13 protein-coding genes are annotated in these 15,438 nt (G+C 41.4%); 6 read left to right on the forward strand and 7 right to left on the reverse strand.

Translation table 11 applies throughout. The features are described 5' to 3' along the window. Window positions 1-243 precede the first annotated feature (243 nt). Window positions 244-768, reverse strand: coding sequence for a hypothetical protein (locus tag B3600_RS11355; protein WP_286753037.1), 525 nt, complete (start codon window positions 766-768; stop codon window positions 244-246). Between the two features lie 164 nt (window positions 769-932). Here B3600_RS11355 and B3600_RS11360 point away from each other — a divergent pair, with 164 nt between their 5' ends. After that, the gene (locus tag B3600_RS11360; RefSeq protein WP_286753038.1) at window positions 933-2,186 is read left to right on the forward strand and encodes a hypothetical protein; all 1,254 of its coding nucleotides are present in this window, start codon (window positions 933-935) and stop codon (window positions 2,184-2,186) included. A gap of 6 nt (window positions 2,187-2,192) precedes the next feature. On the opposite strand, the gene B3600_RS11365 is transcribed toward B3600_RS11360, so the two are convergent. Further along, entirely contained in the window at window positions 2,193-2,735 is a 543-nt protein-coding gene (locus tag B3600_RS11365; protein ID WP_286753039.1) for a hypothetical protein, read from the reverse strand. Between the two features lie 363 nt (window positions 2,736-3,098). Here B3600_RS11365 and B3600_RS11370 point away from each other — a divergent pair, with 363 nt between their 5' ends. Continuing rightward, window positions 3,099-3,815, forward strand: coding sequence for a hypothetical protein (locus B3600_RS11370; RefSeq protein WP_286753040.1), 717 nt, complete (start codon window positions 3,099-3,101; stop codon window positions 3,813-3,815). 60 nt (window positions 3,816-3,875) lie between these two features. Continuing rightward, window positions 3,876-4,499 (forward strand): outer membrane beta-barrel protein, encoded by a 624-nt coding sequence (locus tag B3600_RS11375; protein ID WP_286753041.1) that lies wholly within the window; start codon window positions 3,876-3,878, stop codon window positions 4,497-4,499. A 31-nt stretch (window positions 4,500-4,530) separates the two neighbouring features. Here the strand turns inward: B3600_RS11375 and B3600_RS11380 are convergent, their stop codons facing one another. Next, on the reverse strand, window positions 4,531-5,490 hold the full coding sequence (locus B3600_RS11380; RefSeq protein ID WP_286753042.1) for a LytTR family DNA-binding domain-containing protein: 960 nt from the start codon (window positions 5,488-5,490) through the stop codon (window positions 4,531-4,533). A 327-nt stretch (window positions 5,491-5,817) separates the two neighbouring features. Here B3600_RS11380 and B3600_RS11385 point away from each other — a divergent pair, with 327 nt between their 5' ends. The 3 genes from B3600_RS11385 to B3600_RS11395 all read left to right on the forward strand — a co-directional run bounded on the left by B3600_RS11385 (window position 5,818) and on the right by B3600_RS11395 (window position 8,076). Further along, window positions 5,818-6,987, forward strand: a complete 1,170-nt coding sequence (locus tag B3600_RS11385; RefSeq protein WP_286753043.1) for a hypothetical protein — start codon at window positions 5,818-5,820, stop codon at window positions 6,985-6,987. Between the two features lie 5 nt (window positions 6,988-6,992). After that, window positions 6,993-7,571, forward strand: coding sequence for a hypothetical protein (locus tag B3600_RS11390; RefSeq protein WP_286753044.1), 579 nt, complete (start codon window positions 6,993-6,995; stop codon window positions 7,569-7,571). A gap of 124 nt (window positions 7,572-7,695) precedes the next feature. Beyond that, window positions 7,696-8,076 carry a hypothetical protein gene (locus B3600_RS11395; protein WP_286753045.1) on the forward strand — a complete coding sequence of 127 codons (381 nt, stop codon included), beginning with the start codon at window positions 7,696-7,698 and terminating at the stop codon, window positions 8,074-8,076. An 89-nt stretch (window positions 8,077-8,165) separates the two neighbouring features. Here the strand turns inward: B3600_RS11395 and B3600_RS11400 are convergent, their stop codons facing one another. Genes B3600_RS11400 through B3600_RS11415 form a run of 4 tightly spaced genes read right to left on the reverse strand, consistent with a single transcriptional unit; the run spans window position 8,166 to window position 14,815 of the window. Then, a complete protein-coding gene (locus B3600_RS11400; RefSeq protein ID WP_286753046.1) occupies window positions 8,166-9,527 on the reverse strand; it encodes a RagB/SusD family nutrient uptake outer membrane protein in 1,362 nt (453 codons plus the stop codon). Window position 9,528: 1 nt separating this feature from the next. Then, window positions 9,529-12,735 (reverse strand): SusC/RagA family TonB-linked outer membrane protein, encoded by a 3,207-nt coding sequence (locus B3600_RS11405; protein ID WP_286753047.1) that lies wholly within the window; start codon window positions 12,733-12,735, stop codon window positions 9,529-9,531. Next, on the reverse strand, window positions 12,732-14,426 hold the full coding sequence (locus B3600_RS11410; protein ID WP_286753048.1) for a TlpA family protein disulfide reductase: 1,695 nt from the start codon (window positions 14,424-14,426) through the stop codon (window positions 12,732-12,734). The genes B3600_RS11405 and B3600_RS11410 overlap by 4 nt, the downstream gene beginning before the upstream one ends. Next, window positions 14,423-14,815, reverse strand: coding sequence for a hypothetical protein (locus B3600_RS11415; protein ID WP_286753049.1), 393 nt, complete (start codon window positions 14,813-14,815; stop codon window positions 14,423-14,425). Before B3600_RS11415 ends, B3600_RS11410 begins: the two co-directional genes overlap by 4 nt. Window positions 14,816-15,438 lie beyond the last annotated feature (623 nt).

Consider the following 15,438-nt stretch of genomic DNA (forward strand, 5'->3'; position numbering starts at 1 on the left):
TGATAGCTGCCGTATTCCGGCTAGCTCAAAACTACGGTTATTGTTGTAAAAAAAGAATAAAGATGCGAATATGGTCGTTTTTAAAATTGTGGGGACTTTGTGGATCTTTCTGACTTTTAAGAAATATCCCGAACCAAGACCGCTATTCATCAGTGTTTAAAATCAAAAACAAAAGGATGATAGCTCTTCAAGCTATGGCGCGGCATCCCAGTGATTGGAATAACGGCGACTAGCTTATATCAGTTACTTTTTTATTCGAATAAATCTGTTTGTACTATCCGGCTTATGCTTCAAAGGATAAAACTTATAAAGTTCATCTACGGTTCGCTCCCGACCTCCATAATTACTTTTCGAATAGGTAATCCTAAAGTTTCTTTCAATAATTCTCGCCTTGTTTATCACTGTTTTTAAAGGCCCTCCCGACGATGGTTCCCAAAATTCCATGTAAATTTCATCATTGGAGATATCATAAACCCCAAAACCAGTCTTGCTATCTTGCATCAAATTAGCAAATCTATCTATCGTACCCTCAAAATTATTCTTCAAATCAGATTTGAATACCAGTCCGTGCAACATCACCGAATTGCGATACAGCAAAATTACTGAACAAACGTATTCCTTTGCATCTTCCTTATTCGCTTCTGAAACAAATACACCATCGATATCCAGAGCTCCAGGGTTTTGGACATTACGCAAATAGAGCTTTTGGTCAATGCATGACACGAAGCAGCAGCACGCAAGAATTGGGATTAATATTTTCACTATCATATTTAAACTATTTATTTATAATTGCCCACCTTTCATTCACGCCTAAAGAAGAAATAAAATATACCCTCTTTTTTTATTTTACGTATTAAAGCAAATTTATATCTTTATTAACAAGAAAACTTAAAATTATACTATTATTTACCGCAGGCTGCATTTAAATGATCATGAATAAAATACTATTTATCATCCTCTTTGTTTTGGTTTCTACTTTCGGTTTTTCACAAACCTTGACTAAAGCAGACTATCTCGAAGATCTGGATTTTTTAAAAAGGACATTACCCGCCAAACATACCAATCTATTTGCCAAAACCACAAAAGCCACTTTTGAGAAGCTCGTCGATGACATTGCCAGCAAAGCTGATTCGTTGAATTATGAGACCTTCACCGTAGCGCTCTTCAAGCTAATGGTAAGTATAAAAGATGAACACACCTTTGTTGAAACAAAGTTCAACAGGATACTTCCCATTCAGCTGGATGTGTTTAATGATGAAGTCTACATAACAGCTATAGATCCAGCTTTTGCATCGTTATTGGGGACCAAATTAGTCGCAATCAATAACCACAGTTTCAAACAGATTACTACTTTGTTTAAGGAGGCTATCCTAAGTGAAAACCGTTCGTATTTCAATGATCACCTTCTCCATTTCATCAACAATCCGGCTTTTTTAAAGGGCCTTGGAATCATCGATTCGGACAAAGAAGCAGCATTCACATTTGTTGACCGGAACAATAAGATCAGTAAGATAAAATTGACGTCGTCGGAAGGCAATGACCTAAAAAAATTAAACTTAACAGGGGCGGCGGTCAATCTACTTTCAAAAAAGAAAAAAGGGAACTACTGGTACGATTATGACGCTGCTCACAAAATCCTTTATTTTAATTATACGACATGCCGGGAAGATCCAGCTCAGCCTTTCGATCAATTCAATCAGGAGTTGTTCACGTTGATCAATTCCGAACATCCCAATAAAATTGTGCTGGATCTAAGGTATAACAACGGCGGGAATTCCGGTATTTTAACGCCATTTATTGACCAAATCAAAAACAGCTACCTGAATAAAAAAGACAGCTTTTTTGTATTGATAGGCAAGAATACGTTCTCTTCTGCTGTAATGAATGCCGTTGAACTGAAGAAAAATTCTAATGCAACCTTTATAGGCGAAGAAACCAGTGGCTCAATCAATCATTATGGGGAAGTAAGGGGATTCAGTCTACCAAAATCAGACATCGTGATTGCCTATTCGACGAAATACTGGGAAGTATGGAAAGGGAAAAAAGGGCCGCTAAAACCTGATATAGATATCAAGTATACGATCGAGAATTATATGAAAGGAAAAGACGAGGCGTTAATGAGCATTTGGCCCCAACGATCTCGTCCTAAAGGGAAGCCAATAAGCAGTAGACTAATACTGCGATAAAAAGAGCTACCAGTTCGAGAGTTTGATTTTTCCATCGTTATCAAAATCCGAATTGTCCGTCACTCTTTTAAGGTTCAGCTGCTTTAATGATAAGCCTTCCTGCAGAGTCACCCCTGTAGACTTTATCCTAAACAAGGGATAAGATAATGGCTTTTCGTTCCATTCGAGCACAAAATGATAGCCATCTACAATCTTTTGCTGGTCATCCGTTTTGATGATCAAGATATTGTGGAAGGTTTGCTCCGGTTTTGCAGGATCACTATCGGGCAAAGCACCCCTTGATTTATAGGTGGCGACAAATTTATAATAATGGTATTTGCCATTTATGGGATTGAATACCAATTCACGGCTGTTGTTTTCCTTGATCAATGCTGAAAAGGACTGCTCGAAATCATCCAGCATTTTATAATTAAAATCGGTATTGATCTTATTGGCGACCAATATATAGGTCTTTTCATCTTTACCGACACTATTTCCCTTCGCTTGGTTTTGTGCAGCGGCCGAATAACAAGTGAACCAGCTTAACAATAGGACTATAAAATATCTCATCCTACTAATTTATTAAAATTCAAAGAATATTACCTTAGCTGGCCAGCAAACATTTCATTTTTCGATTTCCAGCTGACACAGGCACAAAACTTTTACACTACTCCAATAGATTTTTCCACTAATATCGCATGTATTGGTCATACGCGTACTATTTCTCCTCCAATCTCTGATCATCTATGTTCAATCCACATCATTTAAAACCTAAAACAAACCATTAACTTATATTTATTAAATTTGTAGCATTACGCATATTATTTCCGTTTGCAATAGTATAGTATCAAAATAAATTATGAAAAGACCTGTTTTAACGAAATGTGCAATATTATTGATTTTCCTGTAAGACTTCCTAATGACCTATTCTAAATGCTGAACATATTTCAAAAAGTAAATAAAGGACAATGGTTGCTCTTTATCCTACCATTCTTTCTATTTGGGTGCGAAAAAGATGAGCGCGATGGCACAACCTGTACGCAGAATTGTATTGTACTATCGGGCGTTGTTGTGGATACTCCTGCGAACAAATTACTATCTGATGTAGAAATAGGGATTTCTTTCCAATATTACAGTTCATTCCTTAAACCATCTATAAGTTTGGGGAAAACAAAGACAGATTCCGAAGGCAAATATAGTTTTCGATTTGATGCCAGCAAATACATATCCCAGGAAGGCTTTTTTATAGTTGGCGTCAAAAAGAATGGTTATTATCTTAATGCATACCATCCAGATTCCTATCAAAGCGTAGCTTATTATGGCTTGGACGAGCTCAAGTATGATACGCCGACTGATGAGCGAATAATGCTGTTTAAAAGGGGGGAAATGGAGTTACATCTCAAAAATGTCAAAAAACTAGATTTGACGATGCTTGCCGTTGGCTATGGTCCGGAGAAATCCAATACTGGCTTTTCTATCGCTCCGGTCCCTCGTGATTTGGATACCATTGTTAGGATAACGATTCCTGCCGATATGGAATCTGTATTAAAATGGCAAGGCTATAATGGATCGAAGCCCTTACAATTCGACAAAGCAGCCACCGTTAATTCAGAAAAAGGAAGCTTTACACGCTATCAGTTAGATTTCTAGTGGGAATTAGCGCTGATTAAAAAGAGAAAACAATTATAAAATCTATAACCCTATATTCATATGCTCAAAAAATTACATTCCAGAATATTCCTTGCCCTTTTAACTTTATCAGGATCCTCGCTCTATGCGCAGCAAAACAATGGCGGCAGTTATGACATCGAACTTTCTATTACTCCACTTGCTGAGAGTAATATTGGTCCGTGGCAAAGCCTTATGGGAACCGGTAGCAATGCCAGTAAGAATTATATAGCTGGATTGCTCCGCCTAGGTTATCACTATAATGAAACATGGTCGTTTGGTGCAGGTGTGGGCTATTCCCACCAGAACATAACGACAACATCGGCAATTGTCGATCCATCGGTAGAGCGGAATCAATACTCCTCGGAACTTTCTATTTGGGAAGTCCCTTTAGATGCCAGGGTAAAATTTTTAAAATATCTCTACGCAAATGCGGGACCTATGTTACACTTCCAGCAAAACTCAAATAGTCATGTAGACAAACAGAATGGTATAGGTTTCCATATTGGACTAGGCGCAAAGGTTCCATTATCCCAACAGTTTGCTGTCACGCTGTCCCCACACTATAAGATGTACTCGCTCATTCCTTTTCATTCCGAGAGAAATTATGATCGCGTGCAGGCTTTAGGAATCAGCATTGGGGTGAATTATCGGATCGTAAAATAGTAATCGCTTAGCACGGACGAAACATCCCAGGTTAAGGCTGTTTCTTATCAAACCAACGCTTAAAGTGAGCAGCATGGTAACGGCTGACCAATATATCATCTTGCTTCTCAAAGGACGGCTTTAGTTCAATCGTTAATATACCATTGTCTAAAGCACGATATTCTTTGATGATACTCCGATTAACGATATAACGCCTGTACATCAAGTAATATTGGTCATGGTCGAGTACCTTCATCAATGTCTCGAGGCTATAGTTGTGTGTATACTCTTTACTACTCGTCAAGGTCAGGAGCTTTTTGTCATTCGCCGAGCTTTTGATAAAGGCAATGCCGTCAAGCGCGACGTAGTTATCTTCATAACCGTATTTTACCCCAAGACAAGGAGCTAGTTTGATCGCATCGGAAAGGTCCTCCCCCCTTTCATCCTCCAATTTTAGTTGGAGTGCTTCATAGGTTACAATCATTTCCTTGAGGGCAGTCATTTCAATTTCTGCCTCTAAGTATTGATCTTTCACAAATCGGGCAAATCGAATGACGTATATCACCAGAAATACCAAGTTCAATATCAGAATAAACAAAAATAAAAACCTAAACTCGTTACGCATATAGGGAATGATAGACCCCCACCCCTTTGCGTTTAAGGGTAAAAACACCAGCATCACAAATAACACTGTGAGCAATGCAGGCAGTACCACTCCAAAGAGACTCTGTCTGATCAGACGCGGCTTAAAATCCGTCAGCCAGGACATTCTCCCATCCATATACCGATTAAAAATATGTGCCCCACGAAGCACAACCATAACGATCAGCGAAGAAAGAAACCAATAGAGATAAAATTTCGGCATGTCATACCTCTTATCAAAAACAAGAAATTTGTTGGGCGAACAGAAAAAATTACCCAACAAAACAGCCAACAATAGCTGAAGCCTAAACGGTATGTAGTTAACCTGAATCTCGGAATGGAATTTCTCAATAAGTTTTTTAGTTTGCATAAAGTTTAATCGGTTAAGGCAAACTAAAATAAAAATTTTCCGAATAAAAAATTAAAATAAACCGCAAGATCCCCTAAAATCTACCGATAAATACTACCATTCATGCTATATTTTTATTTTTATGTCTTTACAAAAAATCCCCCTTAAATAGCCATTAAGCAACATATAAGCGCACTATCCTATACCATTCATCCGGCTTCAGACGTTTTGCCTTGTCTTCGAAGATAGACCTTGTTAATTTTATAACAACACAATTAATTAATGGATAAGCAACGCATTAAAATTGTTTGGCGTAGACCAAATGACCAAGTACCTTAAAAAATTATTATGAGAAAATTAAGAATAACTTATGGACATTCCTTTTATAGTTCCCCCATAGAACAGTGTTTCTATTGCGAACGACATTTGAGCGATCATAACAACTGGACCAACCTCCAGCGGTGTAATGACTTATTTCGTCCATCGACGAAATTAAGCGGCAATAAGATCAGGGTTGTGGTATGCCATACCTGCCAGAGAGCCAAATCACGGCTTGAACCCGAAGAGTTTATCGAAATACTCCAAGCCAGCTTTGACAAAATACAGGAGTTTAAATATATTGCTGTATCGCAGATCCAGACCATCATCAGCAATATTCTTTACATCCTGGATCATCTGGAGCCTGATCTCAACGGGCGGAATCTCACCATCATCAAGAGAACGGACTCCAAAAAACCACAATTAAAATATCAGGCTGTGCCCAGCCCAATTTCTATTCAACCAAATGCATTGCAAATTAATACAAGCCTGACTTGCTATTACTGTAATACACCATTGGACATCTCACGGAAAGATCCCAACCTTCAGATCACCCGCGATCATGTACGTCCTATTTCCAAACATCCTGAATCCAGGAAGATTGTATTCAGCTGTCATAGCTGCAACAACAGCAAGGCGAATGATGAGCCAGAAATTTTTCTAGCAAAACTAAAAATTGCCCATTATCATAAACAGAACTATAAGAAAATACCCCATAATCTTCTAAGCACTATTATTGTTAATCTACAAGATTTGATCCTTAAGTCCCTGAAGCCTTTTGCTCCATACCCGGTACTAGACATCCTGCAACGGTATGACCTTTCGCTCCTGCGACAACAGCTGCATGGTAAAAAGCGGCAACTTTGGCTCGACCGGATTGATGACTACGCCTTGCTGGAATTGCTCTTGCTTTGTCTCGGTGCTCAAAACAACCGTTCACGGGATGGCTTGGCCCATGATGCTGCTTTTTTTAACATCACACTCTGGCAAGAGCGACTCGAACTAGCATTGGAGATCGGATGGATATCCGCATTTTACCGCATCGATACCATCGATTTTCACATGCTGATGGAAGAGCAAGAGTTTGATCAATTTTATATTCTAAGCGATCGAGGCAGGGTGGCGCTCCAATGGGACACGATTCATAAAACTACATGCACCTCTTCCAGTGAGCAAAATAAGTTATACAAAAAACATTGACGTTAATGGAAGAAAGAGGGTCATACCAAAAGCTCATCAGGCATTTAGAATCTTACAGAAGGCTCACTGACAGTCAACAGGATATATTGCGCCAGCTGGTTACTGTCAAATACTGCAGTCCAAAGGAGATCTATCTCGAGCGAGGTGGTATTGCCAAGCATATCTGTTTTATCCATACGGGTTATGCTTTGGGCTATGAGAACATTGATAAAGAGTCGCGACTATCTCGTATCTGGCAAGAAGATCAGATTATCTTAAAGACGGAGAGCTTGCTGGCTTTTCAGCGTAGTGAAATGGATATTATCTTTCCCGAAGGCGGCAATATCATCGAGATCCCTGTTGAACATCTTCTTCAAGCGACAGAACTAACCCCTTTTTTCCATTATCTGCTCCTGCAGGAACTCAAATATTACCAACAACAAGAAAACCTATTTAGATTAAAAAACAGCAGAGAATTGATACGTTGGTTTCACCATCGCTATGCTGGTATTCGCTTTAAACTCACCGATCTACAGATCGCTCAATTTCTGGGTATCACGCTCAGGTGGTACAATCAGAATAAAAATAACCCAAGCTTGGAATAAAAACACTAGAAATAGGAATAAAAACTTAACACTCAGGAATTAATGTTTGCACAACAGGAATTAATGCTCTAGTAATACCTCATTGATGAATTTACCTTAGTATCATAATCAAAAAAACACGATTATGATGAAAAATAAATTCGCAGTGAAGGCATCACTCTTCACTTTAATCTTGGCACTGCTCGCAATCGGTACGTATGCGGCAGTTGCAGTGATGAAAAAAAATACCATAACTGAGAAATCAACAGTTGTTGACCCACAATGGTATCAGTATGACGGTAGTGGAGATCCTACCGATGCAAGCAATTACAACCTTATTCAACCACAACCGGCTGATGACGGTGAGGCCAATACGCTATGTCCTGGCACTGAGGAAATGTGTGCGGTACGTGCATTGCCAGGATCGCCAACACAACCCGCTGCGTTTAGCGATGACTTTAAGGATGATATTACCGATGCTTTGGCAAACTCTGCTCCCACAACGGAGATTAAATTGCATGACTAATCTTATTGTTTCTTTCATACGTTAAATTAAATTTAGTTTTGAATCCATCCAGAAATGCTTACCAAGCAGATCTGGATGGATTTCCTTGTTTATCGTGGGTTCTGCGGAAACCCAGCAATGGCGATAACATTATCCGGTATCAGAAACACATATTTCAGATCATCAGGTGCAAGCCTGTACACTTCCTTATCCAATTGCCGCTGTAGCGTCATGGCTGTCTCTTTATCCAGATTGAAACGCCTTAGGTCTGTCCAGCGAAGTCCCCGAAACAACAATTCCTTTCTCCTTTCTTCGAGCACCAATTTCAATGCCTGCTCATGCCCAAGCGTTAAATCCGGCTGATAGGTACCTGTAACATAGCGATTGCTCAGTAGGGCTGCCAGACTTTTTAATCCTTCCTGCACATCTCCCACCCTCACCTGTGCTTCGGCTTGTATTAGATATAGCTCATCCGCGGTCAAGCCTTTGAACAGGAAGCCCTGTACGCGGCCATCGTAGGTGCCCTTAAACGTATAATAGCCATCTGCATTTTTGGTAAAGAACGCTTTTTTGCGTAGGTCTTTATCGGCATAACTGCTGTACAGGAGCGAATCTACCCGACTGCGCGCCGGAGCCAATAACGCACTGACCGTATTGCTCCCCGCCATCCAGATAATCTCTGCATTTGTTGTGTTAAAAGGCGCTGCGGCAGTGATGTTGATGCTATTATAGTCCACTAACTCTTTCCCATAAGAAAGTGCCTGCGTACTTGCTTTCAACGCATTTGCATAATCCGATATAGCCAAATAAATACGGGCCAAAAGCGCATAAGCTGTACGCTTAGTCGGCCTGTTGATATAAGCCGTATGCTCGGGCAGTATTTCGGCAGCAGTTTTCAGATCGTTCAAAATCTGCTCATAAGTTTGCCCCACTGTACCCCGCGGAGTATCCTCCTCAATTGTTGTAGACAGCCGAATGGGAATACTCAGCTTCTCCATATTTTCAGCAGCATACACCGGCCCAAAAATACTGGCTAGCTCATATAACGCAAAAGATCTAAAAAATAACCCCGAGCCTTTGATACGCTGATAGTCCTGTTCACCATTTTCTTTTCCCAGCACTTCCAGTTCTTCGAGAACCGTGTTACAGATAAATACGACCTTATAAGGAGATATCCAATCGGCATTGAGCTTTCCCTGCTCCTGCCATATGTACCTATTACGTGTATCCTGATTGGCAATACCCTGCCAGTTTTTGGCGCTCAAAAAGTAATTGTCCGAAGCCTCTTCACCTGTCGATGAATAGACACTGTTTATGGTTCCGTAGGCATCGAGCAATGCCTGCAGATCATTCATTGTCTTTGGGACAGAAAGTGCCTTATTCGATTTTTCATCCAAAAATTTCGTGCAGGAGACCATACATAGCAGACTCCAGCACAGCCCTAGTCCAAAATAGAGATGTATCTTTTTCATATTATAATTGTATGTTTAAACCAAAGGAAATCTGCATCGGCAGTTTAAATCCGTCCGGATATTCAGGGTCGATACCACGGCTATTTTTACGCCAAAGCACCCAGTTTAGGCGATCGGCATAACAGTAGATATCCATGCCACGGATGATTTTGCTTCCAAATACATTTCCTTTGAACGCGTAAGAAATCCTGATGTCATTTAAACGAATATGGGATCCATTTTCTACGGTCGCTGTAGACATACTGTAGAAATTATCCCGATCTTCATTGATCGGATACACAAAAGAAGGAACGGTCGTATACAATTCATCACCAGTCTTTTGCCAGCGAAGCGCATAGTCAGTATGGCCTACGTTATTTTTCAATAAGTTACTGTAAGAGATGGTATTTCGCCGAAAATAATAAGCGGCTTTAAATGCTATATTGGCCGACAAGGTGAGCTGTCTGTACGAAAGCGTATTCCTAAAAGCACCATGCCAAAGCGGTACTGGCGAGCCATGGAAAACCAGCTGGTCCAAAGCCGTCTTCTGACGGATATCCTTATAGTTTTCGCTAGGAGCGCCATCCAACTCCCCTATGGGATCACCCGTTGCCGGATCAAGCCCATTAAAGCGGTAGCTCAGGAGCATGTAGGGCATCTCCCCTTCATAAGGCAGCACATTTGTACCGCTACCCACATAGAGATAAGCCGGACTTTGCCGATCCAGCAAATATTTCGTCAAGGTATTTTTCGCGTAACCTGCTTGCATGTTAACAGTCCAGTTCCAGCTACCTTTTAAAACCTTTCCGATCAAATTTAAGTCTACTCCCTGCCCAGTCATATGCGCGCTGTTGACCATTACAGCCAGAAAACCTTTGGTTGGATCAACGGTCTGCGAACTGACCATATCCACCGCCTTTTTACGGTAGTACTCCACCGTTCCCTTGATCCGATCATCCAGCAGACCAAAATCTAGGGCAAAATTGGTCATCGCAACTTTCTCCCAGCGTAAATAAGGGTTGCGCGGGGAAACGATATTGGCATAAGGTATTTTAACGATCGAATTTGAAGATGCCGAATTGTTTCTGACAATGGTATAAGCAGACATCCCATTAGGGATATTACCACTCGTACCATAAGTGGCCCGCAGATTTAGGCTAGAGAAAATCTTCGACCGCCAAAAGTCTTCACGCGCAATATTCCACGAAGCACCTACCGACCACAATGGCACTCCACGTTTATTTGTCTCCACACCAAACAAATTCGATTCATCCTTGCGCATACTTGCATTGACGTTGAAACGCCCATCGTAGGAATAGCCTACATTACCATAGTAAGAGATAAAACGCGTAGTGCTTTCCGAAAGCGATACCGCATCCGTAATTTTTTGCAGGCCATACATACCATTATAAGTGGGGAGATAATCGATTGTGTTAACAGGTGTCGAACTAATCAAATCGTCCACATATCCGTATAATCGATTCCCCTCGCTCTTCTGTTTACTGTGGCGCAATTCGGCTCCTGCCAATCCTGTCAACAGTCCCGAAGTACCTATTTTAAGGTTAAGATCCGTTTGCATCCGAAACGAATGTGACGCTAGCCTGCTGTTGCTGTAGTCCAAGATGCCGCCCATCGGTACCGCATAAGTCGGTGTCCCGTTTTTGACTGTGGTCATCAAATTGATCAGGTTGCGCGCATAATAACTATCCGGTCCCATATAGTCATCATTTCGACCAAAAGACTGTCCAAATTGATATTTGAGGCTTGCACGCAGGAAGCTGAACAACTGTACCTTTGTCCCTATATTAAACCGCAGGGTATTCATGGCCGAGGTGACCTTTACCGCATCCCGATCCTGCAGGGGAAAATAGTTCCAGTCTAGTAATGCTCCATTACCCACTGTATCCACAAATGATTGCCTAAAGTCTCTTTCCACAGGCAGTCGATTACCACTTTCATCAACTAAACGCGTATATGGGAATAAGGCAACCCGGTCGCGGCCTAAACGATAACCGGTAGCATATCCGCCCAGACCACTTTGTGTACCACCCTCATGTGCATAGTAAAAGTCACTTTCCAATTTGATCTGTTTCGTTAAATCAATGTTGTTTCGGAGATTTAAGGTCAGCCGGTCATTGTATTGCTCCACTAGATCTGTATTATTTTTATCATAACCGACCGAAAACAGGTAGTTATTTGTCGCCGCGCCACCATCTATGGATACAAAATGCTGCTGCAAGAATGTCGGGCGGTACAGATAGCGGCTGATATCCTGTCGCACATCCCTAGCTTTCAACAAATCCACTTGCCGCTCACCCTCGGCAGCATCCATTTGCCCTTCCTTGACTCCCTGCCAGATCTCCACTGCTTCACCCAATACCGGATATAAAGTTTTGTCATTTATACGGCTCTCGTAATATGCTTGATCATAGAGTACACGCTGGAAACCGATATAATCTGCACTTGACATCTCCGGGTAAGCCATTAAATTAGGTTTCGAACTCCATGAGAAATTATTGCGGTAGCTGATGTGCCTGGCTTTGCTTTTGCTTCCACGTTTGCTCGTGATAACAATAACCCCATTCCCAGCGCGAGCACCCCATATAGAGGTTGCTATTGCATCCTTTAAGATTGATACATTGGCAATATCATTGGGATTGATCGACTCTATATTCCCTTCAAAAGGAAAATCATCCAGGATAATCAACGGATTCGCATCCGAAAATAGCGTACTCAGTCCCCTGATCTGTAGTTTTGGCTGATCGGTACGTGTATCAAAGAGCAGTCCCGATGTGGTATTTTCCAGTCGGGAAAGCACATTCATACCCACCGCGCGATTGAACAGTGCCGAATCTACCAGCTCAAAAGAACCAGCAGAGCGTTCACGCGAGAGCACCTGATAGCCCGTGTTTACAATCACTTCATCCAAGGTATGGTTTGTCCTGCTCAGATAAACTACGGCAGGCAGTTTTCCGGTTAGCACATCAAGTTCTTTACGCTGGTAGCCTAATATCCTAAAGCCAAGCTGTACTTTATCATTCAATGCTTGGATTACAATCTCCCCTCGATCGTCCGTAGTTCTTGGAAGGAGCTTCTGATCAATGCTGACCAATACGCCCTTGATGGGCTTTTGATCTGCACTATCCCGTACAGTTAATACCACAGACTGAGCCAATAGCAGCTGTCCAGAGAAAGACAACATGAACAGCGTGAATAAAACGCGCATCATGCTCCCCTCCGTTCTGAGATCACCAATACCGCAAGATTTTCCTTACGCTGATCAGCCTTGATACCCGATTGAGCCAGCCGTTCGATTAGCAGCTTAGCCGAAGTACAATCCTTCAAATTACTTGGCACATGCAGGTTTTGCAGATCACTCGGACAGATGAGATACGGAATATCATTATCCCGAACATTAAGTTTATCGACCAGTGTTTTTAATGCTATGGTTTCACCCTTTGAAACATGAGATTTACGGTTATTACCGTACAAAGCAATTACTGAAACCGGCCGTTCTTCTATCGCCAGTTTAATCTTAAAATGTTGCCAAAGATCATTTCGCAGAGTCTCTCGAAAGGCAGCTGTTGTTGACTCAACAGGTAATACAGCCTCATAGCATAAGCCATATTGCTGGTTATAGACATCCGCATTGACCTGCTCTTTATTAAAATATCTATTCTGATCGATGACCTCGTAGACAATTTTCTTTTTAGCAAGCTGCACTCCTTGGATATCACTCATCGCATCCATACAGAGACTTCTCAAGGTCGTATTGACAAAATAACGACGCTTCAATCGGAGACTATCCAAATCCTGCAGGCCACTTGTAGGTGCTACACCGCTTAGAAATCCGCAAAAACCAGTATAGCGTGCCTTTAGATCGGCCAGTTCAGGGATCAATAACGGTTGCTTTGGATCAAAATCAATTTGATCAATTTTCATTTTCACCTGAGCGAAATCATTATTCAATCCCTTTTGTAATTGCTTATCTGTTATGTATTCGGACGAAGTAAAAGCTTTGATAATACCATCGGCATCAATCCAAACGAAATGCGATATTGTCGCATGCGGAAACAGCTGTTTCAATAATTCATCACCAACAACGAGGGGAAACTGCCATTGTTGGGCATTGTTATTACCTTGCTGAAATTTGCTGACCACCGCATCCGATTGAAAGGTAACAGGGATAAATGCAATTTTTGACTGATCGTACTTCAGGTTATACTGGATTTTTCCAAGGCTTTCTACACAGCTTGCACACCAGGTCGCCCAAAAATCCAGTATAATCAATTTTTTATCGCGGTATTCGCTGAGTTTTATTGTTTTCTGACCAGTTGGATGGTTGACCACTTCAAGCCAGGTATCCCATAGTGATTGAGGAATCTTGTCGCCAATGTTTAAAGCTTTGACCGGAGACCGCCCATCCGCCCCGCTGTCCTTGCGGGGCGTCTGAGCTGATAAACTAAACATAGAAACCATCAGAGCTAATAAAGCAAGAGCTCTGATGCTCTTCAATACCTTAAAAGAATAATTAGATGATTGAAAAACTACTGCGATGCATGTTAAGAAACACTGCGCAATTGTTCGACTCCGCTTCGGCTGCCCGTCGGCTGTTCTTCGGGTCGGCGTCGGGACAGCTTCGAGACAGCTTCGGGTCACGTTCGGGTGTGCTTCGGCTCGGCTTCGGCTGCGCTTCGGGTGGCCTTCGGCAAATTGTCGAAGAAATGCCGAACAATAGCCGAAGCTGTCCACACCATGGTACGACGTTGATACGAAGCTGACTGGGAGAAACCCCAAAGCAAGGCCGAATAAAGTATTGCTTATAACTGCTATATCTGTATTTAAGTAGTACTTAATGAGTACTTGAACTATATGGGTTATATATAGCCTTACAAAGGCTAGTAATTTTAGGGTATTCATAATTTAGTTTGTTGGCGGTTGGATAACCTACTGAAAAACTCAGCAACTTTTCTGCTCAATTCTAGCTCTTTTCCGATGCGCTCTTCAGCTTCTGCTGACAGCTGCATTTTACGCAGGTCTATATGGCGATGATAGACGATACAATAAGCTATCAACACCCGATACAATGCAGTTACAAATTCCTGCATTTCCTCATCCTTTAGGAACCTATTTTCTCCTACGCCACAATCAAGATACGTGCTCAATAGCTGGAGTGTATGAGCAGAAATAGCGTCTAAGGCATAATGTTTCCAGAATGCCTCAATCTCCTTTATAGGATCATAATCGACCTTATGGACATCATAAATCATATGATCAAAAGCAAATTGTAGCGCTAAAATCCTTTTCATTTTTCAGTCTGTAATCTTTAACCGAAAGTACACAGCATCCCCTCTCCGATCGAAATCAGCTTTTTATTGGGAGCCTGATGTTACTCAGTTCACATTAGTAATAATTAATTCATTGGGAGCCAGACTACGTTTGAATGAGGGGTCACAAGGTATATAATATTGGCGATACGTGGTCCATGGCAAAGAGAAGCCAAATCTTATTTGGCCAAACCAGCCGAGCTACTCGGGGGCTGTGATGATGTTCTTTGATTGTTGTTTTTTGTTCATAACTCGTTTGTTTATAAAAACGAGTCTTCTGGCAGGTGTTAGATACGGCAATGGCGTGACATCCAACCTACCGCTGTGAGGCCCTGAGAAGCCGTGGAACGAGTAAGCGGACGCCACGCCATTGCAGACGGGCGTTTGATTCCACTTATCGCCTTGTTCCATTTGAAATTTCTCAGGTTTCACAGCCAAGACTCATAAGTGCAGCCACCTAAGATGGTGCAAATGTATTGTTTTAATCTACTAAAGACAAATAATTTACTTTAAAAGTGGCTTTAGACTATGTATAAAGCTCATTTTATCGACAAATAATCGTATCTTTATATCAAAGGTAAGGAACCAATTATTTAGAGCAAAAT

Source organism: Sphingobacterium sp. UBA2480 (assembly GCF_002341965.1).
GTDB lineage: Bacteria > Bacteroidota > Bacteroidia > Sphingobacteriales > Sphingobacteriaceae > Sphingobacterium > Sphingobacterium multivorum.

Excerpts from the sequence above, each read along its gene's own strand:
- B3600_RS11405 (WP_286753047.1), bottom strand. The coding sequence starts at position 12,735 with ATGATGCGCGTTTTATTCACGCTGTTCATGTTGTCTTTCTCTGGACAG.
- B3600_RS11360 (WP_286753038.1), top strand. The coding sequence starts at position 933 with ATGAATAAAATACTATTTATCATCCTCTTTGTTTTGGTTTCTACTTTC.
- B3600_RS11385 (WP_286753043.1), top strand. The coding sequence starts at position 5,818 with ATGAGAAAATTAAGAATAACTTATGGACATTCCTTTTATAGTTCCCCC.
- B3600_RS11400 (WP_286753046.1), bottom strand. The coding sequence starts at position 9,527 with ATGAAAAAGATACATCTCTATTTTGGACTAGGGCTGTGCTGGAGTCTG.
- B3600_RS11365 (WP_286753039.1), bottom strand. The coding sequence starts at position 2,735 with ATGAGATATTTTATAGTCCTATTGTTAAGCTGGTTCACTTGTTATTCG.
- B3600_RS11370 (WP_286753040.1), top strand. The coding sequence starts at position 3,099 with ATGCTGAACATATTTCAAAAAGTAAATAAAGGACAATGGTTGCTCTTT.
- B3600_RS11415 (WP_286753049.1), bottom strand. The coding sequence starts at position 14,815 with ATGAAAAGGATTTTAGCGCTACAATTTGCTTTTGATCATATGATTTAT.
- B3600_RS11390 (WP_286753044.1), top strand. The coding sequence starts at position 6,993 with ATGGAAGAAAGAGGGTCATACCAAAAGCTCATCAGGCATTTAGAATCT.
- B3600_RS11395 (WP_286753045.1), top strand. The coding sequence starts at position 7,696 with ATGATGAAAAATAAATTCGCAGTGAAGGCATCACTCTTCACTTTAATC.
- B3600_RS11355 (WP_286753037.1), bottom strand. The coding sequence starts at position 768 with ATGATAGTGAAAATATTAATCCCAATTCTTGCGTGCTGCTGCTTCGTG.
- B3600_RS11410 (WP_286753048.1), bottom strand. The coding sequence starts at position 14,426 with ATGAATACCCTAAAATTACTAGCCTTTGTAAGGCTATATATAACCCAT.
- B3600_RS11375 (WP_286753041.1), top strand. The coding sequence starts at position 3,876 with ATGCTCAAAAAATTACATTCCAGAATATTCCTTGCCCTTTTAACTTTA.
- B3600_RS11380 (WP_286753042.1), bottom strand. The coding sequence starts at position 5,490 with ATGCAAACTAAAAAACTTATTGAGAAATTCCATTCCGAGATTCAGGTT.